This is a genomic window from Archaeoglobaceae archaeon (genome assembly GCA_038734275.1).
In the GTDB taxonomy this organism is placed as follows: Archaea; Halobacteriota; Archaeoglobi; order Archaeoglobales; family Archaeoglobaceae; genus WYZ-LMO2.
Map to the genome: position 1 here is coordinate 61,107 of JAVYOO010000010.1, position 10,146 is coordinate 71,252.

General features: G+C 45.2%; 10 protein-coding genes. All 10 read left to right on the forward strand.

Annotated elements, in window-relative coordinates:
- The first annotated feature begins 125 nt into the window (after positions 1–125).
- Positions 126–1,037, forward strand: a complete 912-nt coding sequence (gene cmr1 / locus QXI54_09215; GenBank protein MEM0303329.1) for a type III-B CRISPR module RAMP protein Cmr1 — start codon at positions 126–128, stop codon at positions 1,035–1,037.
- Complete coding sequence (gene cas10 / locus QXI54_09220; protein ID MEM0303330.1) at positions 1,013–3,772, forward strand: type III-B CRISPR-associated protein Cas10/Cmr2; 2,760 nt, start codon at positions 1,013–1,015, stop codon at positions 3,770–3,772. The genes cmr1 and cas10 overlap by 25 nt, the downstream gene beginning before the upstream one ends.
- Positions 3,772–4,272: a nucleotidyltransferase domain-containing protein gene (locus QXI54_09225; GenBank protein MEM0303331.1), complete on the forward strand. Its 501-nt coding sequence runs from the start codon at positions 3,772–3,774 to the stop codon at positions 4,270–4,272. The genes cas10 and QXI54_09225 overlap by 1 nt, the downstream gene beginning before the upstream one ends.
- The gene (locus tag QXI54_09230; protein MEM0303332.1) at positions 4,269–4,691 is read left to right on the forward strand and encodes a HEPN domain-containing protein; all 423 of its coding nucleotides are present in this window, start codon (positions 4,269–4,271) and stop codon (positions 4,689–4,691) included. The genes QXI54_09225 and QXI54_09230 overlap by 4 nt, the downstream gene beginning before the upstream one ends.
- Positions 4,688–5,848: a type III-B CRISPR module-associated protein Cmr3 gene (gene cmr3, locus QXI54_09235; GenBank protein MEM0303333.1), complete on the forward strand. Its 1,161-nt coding sequence runs from the start codon at positions 4,688–4,690 to the stop codon at positions 5,846–5,848. Before QXI54_09230 ends, cmr3 begins: the two co-directional genes overlap by 4 nt.
- Before the next feature lies 1 nt (position 5,849).
- Positions 5,850–6,782, forward strand: a complete 933-nt coding sequence (gene cmr4 / locus QXI54_09240) for a type III-B CRISPR module RAMP protein Cmr4 (GenBank protein ID MEM0303334.1) — start codon at positions 5,850–5,852, stop codon at positions 6,780–6,782.
- Complete coding sequence (gene cmr5 / locus QXI54_09245) at positions 6,782–7,270, forward strand: type III-B CRISPR module-associated protein Cmr5 (GenBank protein MEM0303335.1); 489 nt, start codon at positions 6,782–6,784, stop codon at positions 7,268–7,270. Before cmr4 ends, cmr5 begins: the two co-directional genes overlap by 1 nt.
- Positions 7,270–8,088, forward strand: coding sequence for a type III-B CRISPR module RAMP protein Cmr6 (gene cmr6, locus QXI54_09250; GenBank protein MEM0303336.1), 819 nt, complete (start codon positions 7,270–7,272; stop codon positions 8,086–8,088). The genes cmr5 and cmr6 overlap by 1 nt, the downstream gene beginning before the upstream one ends.
- On the forward strand, positions 8,085–9,302 hold the full coding sequence (gene csx2 / locus QXI54_09255) for a TIGR02221 family CRISPR-associated protein (GenBank protein MEM0303337.1): 1,218 nt from the start codon (positions 8,085–8,087) through the stop codon (positions 9,300–9,302). Before cmr6 ends, csx2 begins: the two co-directional genes overlap by 4 nt.
- Before the next feature lie 647 nt (positions 9,303–9,949).
- Positions 9,950–10,132 carry a hypothetical protein gene (locus QXI54_09260; GenBank protein ID MEM0303338.1) on the forward strand — a complete coding sequence of 61 codons (183 nt, stop codon included), beginning with the start codon at positions 9,950–9,952 and terminating at the stop codon, positions 10,130–10,132.
- The last annotated feature ends 14 nt before the right edge of the window (positions 10,133–10,146 follow it).

Consider the following 10,146-nt stretch of genomic DNA (forward strand, 5'->3'; position numbering starts at 1 on the left):
AGAGACAAGATTATCGCAGACGCAGGAGAATTGCTGGCTTCTCATGTCAAAGCTGCTATAACTTCTGAATTGACTTGAATATTTTATCGCAAGCTTTAAATTTGTTGATTACTAAAAATGGTCTGATGAGAGTGGAACTTGAAACAGTAACACCTCTATTCTTGGCCGGTGCAAATCAAAGAGAACCAGAGCTTCGCGCTCCATCGTTTCGTGGAGTGATGAGGTTTTGGCTCAGAGCTCTTCTTGGGGGCGTTTTAGGCAATAATCCGCAGGAAATTTTCAAGCACGAAAGTGCAGTCTTTGGAAGCACTGAACATGCTTCGCCTGTGATTGTGAGAGTGGACCTGAGAGATGAATTGCAGTCAGAAGATTACAGACCACTCCCTCACAACCCTAAAAAAAGCTTCACTTTCAAAGGTCTCGCTCCCGATCAAATTTTCACGCTCACTTTGCTTAGTCGCGACGAAAATGCTCTTAAAAAAGCAGCCAAAGCGCTGCAGTTGCTTTGTCTTCTTGGCGGACTCGGAAGGCGCAGCCGTCGCGGGTTTGGAAGTTTGCAAATTGTCAATGGAGATTTACCCAAATTGGAAGCCAGCACGACCAAAGAATTGTCTTCGCGTTTAAAGGAGCAGTTGGAGAAAATAACAGGTAACAAATTTGCATCTGTGAGTTCAACACCCAGTTTTCCCATACTTCATCCTTGGTGGACCCAAATCAGAGTTTACAAAAAAGAGTTTGGCAGTTGGGAGGAAGCGATTAGGTTCGTAATGGAAAAAGCCCATGAGCACAGAAATCCCAGTTTAGGTTGGGCTGGCGGTAAGGAGAAACGACAGGCATCACCCATACATGTCCATGTCACAAAATTGACGAATGGCAAATACGCGTTGGTGTTGACGACTCTGCTGTCTAAAATGAACCCGAGCTTAGGCCGTGTTGATCGCGGAAAACTTGTTGCCTTCCTTAATGCTTTTGAGGGCGAGGTTGTTTTTGGTTTTAAGGAGGTGCCAGAAAAATGGCCTACTGGCAACGTAAAATAGTCGCCTTACTTCACGATCCACCCGATAAAGCATTGCAAATTTCGAGACACGAAGATCGTGCCCGCGATCTGATGAAACTTGCGCTTAAGGATTTGCCTGTTCCATCAACGGAAATTCCAGATGCTTCATGGGTCAGGGCTGCGAAAAATGCCGACAAAATCGCTTCCGCTGCCGACAGACCGAATTTCCCTGGAGATGTGGAAGTCCTTGACTGGACTCATACAATAAGTTCGCTCATTATTCATCCGCTCTCGGGGCAACGTTTGCCCTTGAACATCACTTCCCCAAAACAATCCCACAATGCTCAAGAAGAAGCCGTTCGCTCTTTAAGCCAAAAGTCCAATGATCCGCAAAAGCGATTTTTGCTTTTCTGGCGCTGTTTTGAAGAGGAACTGCATCGCCATGAGCCAAATTTGCCCTGGGAACTTCTGCCTGCTGACACTCGCGTCCCAAACCACTCGCTCTTGCACCACAACCGCGTCGCAAGTGCTTTCGCTGCTATCGCAAAACCTGCGACGCTCGTTTTCAGCATCGGTCCAGTCCAAAGTTTCATCGCAACTGCAAGAAAAACACGTGACCTTTGGATTGGCAGTTACTTGCTCTCTTACCTTATTTGGCACGCAATCAAGGTCATCGCTGAAAAACTCGGTCCCGACCATGTGATTTACCCATCGTTGCTTGAACAACCGCTCGTTGACTTTTGGCTGAGCAAGGAAAAGAGATTGCAAGTTGCTTTGCCAGATTCCAGCCGTTTGCGTCTGGCAACTTTTCCGAACAAGTTCAACGCAATTGTGCCTGCTGAAGAAGCGGAAAGTTTGGCAAGGGAATGCGAAAAAGCGGTGCGCAACGAATGGAAGCGGTTGGCTGATGAAGTCTGGGAACAATTGATTCAAAAAGCGCCTGAGTTCAGTGCAGTAAGCGAAATCTGGCGGCGCCAAGTTGAACAGTTCCCCGAAATTTACTGGGCGATTTACGAGTGGAGTGACACGCCTGAGGAAATCGCTGGGCTTTACAAGGAACTAACAGGCGATGAACGGTTTGAAAAGTTGCTTGAACTCAAAGGTGCTTATCCGACCAATCAAGGCACAGTTTACGCAGCCTGTCACGACTTGTCGGAAAGGGCTTTGGCAGCACGAAAGTCAACTCGTAACTTTGAGCAAATTTTCGAACCCGCGGGCAAGTGCACTGTTTGCGGGGAGCGAGAAGTTCTGCATGACCAAAGAGATTGGCTAGGCAGAAAGTTTTGGCAAGAAGTTGCGAAGAAACTCCCTGGGCATATTGAGCAAGATGGCAGTGAAAGGTTGTGCGCTATTTGTGCCATTAAACGCTTCGTCTTACCCTTCGTGTTCAATAAAGAAAATGAACTTGGCTTAAAGGGCGATTTCCCTTCAACCGACAGCGTTGCTGCAGCGACCTTTGTGAAAACTGTGCTGGAAAATTGGGAGCAAACAAAAAGCAAGGTGCGGGATTTAATTGCAACCATTGAAAGAACTGCGCTCAAGGCTTTCACCGGGATGGATATCCCGAAGTTGATTGAAATGGCAGAGAAAATTGGTGATGATGCAAAGAAATTTGTCAGTCTTGATGGTGAATGGTTTTTCTTGGAAAGTTACGACCGTGAGCGACTTGAAAGAACACATGGTGTCAAGCTGAATGAAGATGATTTGCAAGAATTGCGAAAGGCATTGAGCGATTTGTGCAAAACTGCCGATGCTCATCCAACCGATTACTACGCCATCTTGATCATGGATGGCGATGGGATGGGCAAATGGCTGAGTGGGACACATGAAGGTTTGGCGAATTTTGAAGCAATGCTTCATCCAAAAGCGCTTGAGCAGTTGAAGGATGATCAGCAATGGCAAAAAGTTTTGAACCAAAAGCGCTTAATCTCTCCTTCACTTCACGCTGCGATAAGCCAAGCCCTTGCCAATTTTGCGCTCCACTGTGTTCCCTATGTCGTTGAAAAACTTCATTATGGCCGACTTGTTTACGCTGGCGGCGACGATGTGCTCGCCTTTCTGCCCCTTGCTGAAGCCTTGTCTGCTGCTCACAAGTTGCGAGCACTCTTTTCTGGCGAAGCGGAACGAAAATTTAACGGCGATATTGAAGTTGAGTTTGATAGCGGGCGATGGACTGGATGGATTGACTGGGATGGGAAAAAGTTGCTCACGATGGGAAATAAAGCAACTGCAAGCGTTGGCATCGTTATCGCTCACCGTTTGCATCCATTGCGAGATGCGCTGCAGCAGGCGAGAGAAGCGGAAGAAGATGCGAAAGAGCGTTACGGTCGCAACGCAATTTGCGTTAGATGGCTAAAGCGCTCTGGCGAACGCGTGCAAATGGGTGCTAAGTTCTTCTACCCAAAGCATTGTGTCAAAGACACGCTGGAGTTGCTTTTGAAAGTCAAAGCGATGATGGAGGGCAAAGGCGAAGTGAAACTGTCAAGTCGGTTTGCAAATGCATTGATGGAAGAAGCATTCGCACTTGTGCACTTGCCCGTTGAGGCTCAAGAGGCTGAATTGCTCAGGTTGCTTAGAAGGCACAGCGAGGGTGAAAAAGAAGCGAAGGAACGAGTTTTGCCCGAACTAGCTCACCAACTGGCTCAACTGGCAGATGCGTTGAATTGTCATGCGAAAAGAGATGCTGACCCATACGACTTGACTAAGCCGCAATATGGATTGCTTGAGTTGGCGAAGTGGATCACGCTAATGAGGTTTTTGGCAGGTGGTGAGTGATGGCTACGAGCATAAGTGAAAGGCTCAGGCAACTTGCAGAAAAGTATGTTCAAATTGCTGCCGAGGTTTTAGGCGATAACCTCATCTCAATCGCTCTTTTCGGTTCTGTGGCGAGGGGAGAGGCAACGGAGACTTCTGACATTGACCTTTTTGTCGTTTGTCGCCAACTTCCGAATGGAGTGTTCAAGCGTCACGAGTTGCTTGAGCCAATCAGGGAAAGGCTTTACCCTGAGTTGAAAAGGCTTTGGGAACAAGACATTTACGCCAACCTTTCGGAGTTAGCCTTCACGGAAGAAGAGGCACGGCAACTTCGCTGGATTTATTTAGACATGGTGGAAGATGCGGTCATATTGTTTGACCGTGATGGTTTTTTGGAAGGCATGTTGAACCTTTTAAGGAAGCGTTTGCAGGAACTGGGTGCGCAGCGGAGAAATTTAGGCAAAGTTCGTTATTGGGTTTTAAAGCCCGACCTTAAGCCTGGCGAGGTGGTGGAACTTTGAAAAACAAAGAAGGCGCAAATTTGATGCTTGCAAGGGCAAAGGCTATTCTTGAAGAAGCGATAAACATGCGTACAAAGGGTCTTTGGAATCTGGCTGTTAGGCGAAGTCAAGAAGCCGTAGAGTTGGCATTGAAAAGCGCCTTAGTGTGGGTTGGGATTCAGCCTCCACGAGTGCACGATGTAGGACCGGCGCTTAGGGAAAATGCTGGGATGTTTCCGAAAGAATTTGCCCAATATATCCCGAAGTTAGCATCCATCTCACGCACCTTGAGGGCTGAAAGGGAATTAAGCATGTATGGTGACGAAGAAAGCGGTGTGCAGCCAGAAGCCCTTTACTCCGATGAAGATGCCCAGAATGCGATAGAAAAAGCCAAATTTGTCTTGGAACAGTGTGAGAAGTTGTTGGTAGGTGATAGATGATGGAGTTAATTATTAAGCCCGTTGATGTTTGGCTCTTCCGCGATGGTCGCCCGTTTTCGGCGGGAGAAGACCACGATGCTGCGACGATTTTCCCGCCGACACCTTTCACCTTGCAGGGTGCAATCAGGACCAAAGTGCTTGTTGACAAAGGCGTTGATTTTACGCAATTCAAATCGCTTGACTTAGATGTCGGCTATGGCGATAAATTCGGCAAGTTGCGTTTGATAGGACCGATGCTTGCGCGCAAAAGGCAAGATAAGTGGGAAAGACTCATCCCAGTGCCCGTGGATTTAATGGAAGTCAGAGTAGAAGATGATATGAAAAGGATTGAGGAGAGGTTCATTTTGCTCAAGCCAAAAACAGACTTGTCTTTCAAAACGAATTTGCCCGAAAGACTTCAATTGCTTTGGGCGGAAGTGAAGAGCGAACTTCTGAGCAAACTGAAAGATTTGAATTGGAGGTTAGAAGAAGCAAAAGGCTGGCTTCCAGAAAGCGAATGGGCAAGATATTTGCAAGGCGAAGCGCCGAAGCAAGTTGTAAACAACGACTCCCTTTTCGCCCTCGAACCCCGTTTCGGCATTGCTATTGACAGAAGCAAGCGCATAACGCAAACGCAGATGCTTTACCGAGCAACTTTTGTGCGGTTGAGATATGGCGTGGCGCTTTGGGCAAAGGTTGAAGGTGTGAATTTGCAAAGTAAAGAAGGTTTTCTGCGATTTGGTGGCGAAGGGCGAAGCGCAATTTATGAAGCAGTTGAGCCATTGCCGAGTTTGGCAAGTTACATGCCGAAGTTGGAGAAGCAGTCCGGAGTTGTGCGGTTTAAAGTCGTGCTGATTTCACCTGCGTGGTTTTCCGGCGGCTGGCAACCTAAAGATGGTGATTGGAGCAAGATTTTCGGTGCACCTGTTCGGCTGATCGCTGCAGCCATTCCGCGAGCGCAGAAGTTTGGTGGGTTTGATATGGCAAGAAACGAACCGAAGCCTATTCGCAACTTCGTCTCAGCTGGTTCGGTTTACTTTTTTGAAGCTAATGAACTACCAAAACTTGACGAAAACTTTGCGTTCACCGAAACACCCGACGAAGTGCGTCAACAGAACAATGGCAAAAACGCATGGGCAAATATTGGTTTTGGTAAAGTTTTAATTGGGAGGTGGTAATATGTTTGAGAAGGCCGCGATTTTGTTTCTATATTGCGAAACTCCCTTGCATGCGGGTAGCGGAAGTAGTATGAGTATCGTTGATTTGCCAATCCAACGGGAAAGAATTACGAATTTACCCATAATTCAAGCTTCAAGCCTGAAAGGTGTGCTGAGGGCTGAAGCAAAGCGCATTCTTGAGCAACGGAATGACCCGCAAGCAAACGACAAAGTTCAGGCGTTGTTTGGTCCGGAAACTCAAAGGGCACACGAATATGCAGGTTGTGTTAGTCCGCATGATGCAAGAGTTTTACTCTTCCCTGTCCGCTCGCTTGTTGGTGTTTTTGCATGGACGACTTGCCCATTCGTGCTTGAAAGGTTCAAGCGGGAAGCAACTGCTGCGGGAATGCAAGTTCCTTGGCAAGTTCCAGTGCCAGAGAACAGCAATCAAGCATTGGTTGTCAACGGAAGCGAAGTCAAAATTGAGGACAAAGTTGTGCTTGAGGAGTTTGCTTTTGACGCAAAAGAAGACAAGGAAGCAAAAAAGATTGCCGAGTGGATCAGGGACAATGCTCTGCCCAAAAGCGAAGAATACCAGCAATGGCGCGAGTGGTTGCCGAAGCGTTTTGTGATTTTACCCGACGATGCCTTCCGAGATTTCACACAGATGGCGACAGAAGTTATTACTCGTATCCGGATCGAGCAAGAGAAAAAGACTGTTGCCGAAGGTGCGTTGTGGACGGAAGAACATTTGCCGAGTGAAACTTTGCTTTATGCGCCGATTTTTGTAAGCAAACCGTTAGCACCAAATGCTAAAAACTTAGGATTGACAAATGCTGACGATGCTCTGAAGTTACTTTCGAAATTGAAACTTGACCGCTTACAAATTGGCGGCGATGAAACTGTTGGACGGGGAATTGTAAAAGTTCGGCTCTATTGTGGAGGTGAAAAATGATGCAATCGATGAGGACACTGGAACAGGAACGGGCGAGATATGCGTGGCAGTGCATTCAGCACTGTCTTGACCATGCTATTGAAGGATTGCGGGCGAGGATTGCTGAAGAAAGGAACGAAAAAAACCGTGAAGAACTCCAAAGGCGCCTAAAAACTTTGCAATCCGAAGAAGGAGGCAAAAACTGGAAAAAGGGATATGGCTCACTTGCTCGCAAGGTCCCATCACTCATTTTGACAAATGGTTTGGGGCAAACTCTGGCTTTTTTGAAGGCGAAAGGAAAAGGCGACCCCTCTGATGAACATGAAGTGTTTTATCAACACATCTCGAATTGGCTGAAGCAACGATTGAGACTCGAAGACGATCTGCTTGAATGGATCGTCAACTCCGCTAACAGCCAGCAATATCGCATTACCACGATGGAAGCTTTGGCGTTTTTGCAATGGCTCAAGCGTTTCGCTGAGGCAATTTTGCCGAAAGGTGAGGAGTGATGGGAAGAAGGCAACCTAAAAACCGCAGGGTTCGTGAACAGCAACAACAAGCGATACGCTTACCTTTGCCATCCGATACAGTTAGGGTTGCCGATAGTGGCAATCGCTGTGAAAACATTGGTTTGTGGCTTGACAAATTTTTGACAGTCAACGAAAAATGGGAACTGACGCAGGATGCAAAACAGCGGAAAAAGGTTTTTGAGTTAGCACAGCAACAAAAACTTCGTGAAATTTTAAATTTCCTGAAACAGCGCCACAAAGCACTACTGCAATGGTATCGGCAACGGGGCTTTGAAGTTCGCCAATTTGAAGCAAAGCCTGCTTGGCGCTTCGTCGTCGGTCTGGGGGCAGCGCATGTTTTGGAGACAAGCATGACACTCCATCGCATCTTTGGCTTGCCAATTATCCCTGCAAGTGGGTTAAAGGGGGCAGCAAGAGCGTATGCGCAATTAATTGAAGGCAAAAGCGAAAACGACCCAGAGTTCGTCGCAATCTTCGGCACAACGAAGCAGACAGGTAAAATCGTGTTTTTGGATGCTGTGCCAATTGAAGCACCCAAGTTTGAACTTGACATCATGAATCCGCACTTTCCCGATTACTATCGCACTAAGGGCAAAGAAGCACCGTCAGATTGGCAATCGCCAAAGCCAGTATTTTTCCTGACCGTAAGTGAAATAAATTACTTGTTCGCAATTGCCGCTCGCACAAATGATGCTAATGACTTACTCCTCACAGCCGAAGAGTGGCTTAAAGGTGCATTGAGAGAACTTGGCATTGGTGCGAAAACGAGTGCTAACTATGGCTATTGGGATGTATGAAGGCAATATCTTTTCTCGGCACGGGTAAATATAATACTGTAATCTATTACTGGCAAAATAAAGAGTTTAAAACCAATCTTTTTCCGGAAGCAGTGGCGAAAATTTTTGAGCCTGAAAAGATATTTGTTCTGATTACACCAACCGTTGAAATTCAAAGCAGAGGTTACATCGAAGAACTGAAGAAAAACTTGGGCAGTTTGGTTGAGTTTGTTAGTATCCCAGAAGGTAAAAAAGAAGATGAAGTTTGGAGAATCTTTGAGGAATGTAGCAAAATCGTCGAAGATGGTGATGAGCTTCTGTTCGACATAACTCATGCTTTCCGATCAATTCCATTCATCGTTTTTGCGGTGGCAATTTATCTAAGAAGAACGAAGAATGCTACTATACGTCAAATAATTTACGGAGCTTACGAAGCTCGTGAACCAGGAGATCGTGTGCCAATATTCGATTTAACACCTCTTCTAGATTTACTGGACTGGCTTACTGGTGTAGAGTTTTTGTTAAGGAGAAGCGATGCGACTTTAATTTCCGAAAAATTAAGGCAGATCCATAAAACGCTCTGGCGTAAGAAAGTAAGTGATGAATTACCGAGAAAGCTTGAGTCTTTTGGCAAGGTTTTGGGTGAATTTTCAAAGGCCTTGCACTTTTCAAGACCCCTTGATGTTATGAAATCCGCAACTCAGTTACTCGAGGCTATTGAAAAAGTTGGACAAGAAGTCGAGCGATGGGCAAAGCCTTTTGCAGCGATCTTAGACCAAGTAAAAGGAGAGGCAAAAAAGTTTGCGTATGATGAACCAGAGCTCTTAAATTGTGAGAACCTAAAGAAACAAATTGAACTGATTGAGCATTACTTGGAGAAAGGTCTAACAATTCAAGCAATAACTCTTGCGAGGGAATGGATTGTTAGTTTGGTTGCTTTACAGAAAAGTGCTGAGAATTGGTTGAAAAGGGATTTCAGAGAGGAGATTGAAAAAGTTCTTGGCGATGCAGCTGCAAGAATTCGTGGCGAGCAAAGATATTTGCCAGAATGGTTTAGACAACTTCAAAAAAGTGAAGAGATTGCAAAACTTTGGGATTGGTTGACTCAACTTCGAAACGATGTCGCACACTGTGGAATGAGGGAAGAGGCTTTAGAAGCTGAAAAAATCGAAAAAATCGCAAAAGATATTCCAAAAAGGCTACGGGAAATTTTAAATTATAACTCACGACGTTAAATTGGCACAGATCTGTAGGGAAAATCCCACTCTTTTTTCTGGCGGTTGTTCAGGAGGCTGTAACTTCATTTGTGATCAATTATTCTGCAAGAAGTTGGGGACTAGAAAGGATTTGTCAGACACACATTTGTCCATTTGCATGCTCAGGAGCCTGTGCGTTCGTCCAATAAATTTTTTAATTTTTCTACAGTCCTAAAAATATGAAGTTGCAGAAATTTTGGAAAAAGAGAGATTATATTATAATCGCTTTTTTTGCTTTATTCATCGCTATTTTTTCGGCTCAGGAATTGTTGAGAGAAATCTCTCTCCATGGAATTGATAGCTCAAAGATTACCTTAATAATTCTTGGAGCACTTATTACATCCTTGTTTACGTTTTCATGGCTCTATTGGGCTTTTCGTAGAAGTGGATACAGATTAAGAGACTTCAGAAAAGTGTTAATAGAATGCTCCAAAATTCCAAAATCTTCTGTTACTAAAACTGAAAAGGAAAGAACTATACACAATTTAATGTCGCAATTAGTCTAATTCTCATCTACTTTTTCCTCATTATTTTAGTGCTCCAAAAATGGTCACAACATTGAATCCCCTAAAAAGGTATCCATAGATTTAAAATCCGGCTCTGAAAACATTAGAAATGTCATCTTCTTGATTCTCTCGCTATTCATAGCATTCTCAGCCTTTGCAATCGCTTTCAGCGTAGGAATCCTTCAAACCGATACCGAAACTTTTCCGCGAGAAGCTTTTAGAGGGCTAAAAGCAGGGCTAATCTTTACAGCTTTTGTTTTAGTCCCATTTCTTTTCCTTGCTTTTAAGAAATTCAGAAACTGAGGATTATTCTTTAA

Bases quoted from the DNA above. Each gene is read 5' to 3' on its own strand.
- cmr1 (MEM0303329.1), top strand. From the start codon at position 126: ATGAGAGTGGAACTTGAAACAGTAACACCTCTATTCTTGGCCGGTGCA.
- cas10 (MEM0303330.1), top strand. From the start codon at position 1,013: ATGGCCTACTGGCAACGTAAAATAGTCGCCTTACTTCACGATCCACCC.
- QXI54_09225 (MEM0303331.1), top strand. From the start codon at position 3,772: ATGGCTACGAGCATAAGTGAAAGGCTCAGGCAACTTGCAGAAAAGTAT.
- cmr3 (MEM0303333.1), top strand. From the start codon at position 4,688: ATGATGGAGTTAATTATTAAGCCCGTTGATGTTTGGCTCTTCCGCGAT.
- cmr4 (MEM0303334.1), top strand. From the start codon at position 5,850: ATGTTTGAGAAGGCCGCGATTTTGTTTCTATATTGCGAAACTCCCTTG.
- cmr5 (MEM0303335.1), top strand. From the start codon at position 6,782: ATGCAATCGATGAGGACACTGGAACAGGAACGGGCGAGATATGCGTGG.
- cmr6 (MEM0303336.1), top strand. From the start codon at position 7,270: ATGGGAAGAAGGCAACCTAAAAACCGCAGGGTTCGTGAACAGCAACAA.
- csx2 (MEM0303337.1), top strand. From the start codon at position 8,085: ATGAAGGCAATATCTTTTCTCGGCACGGGTAAATATAATACTGTAATC.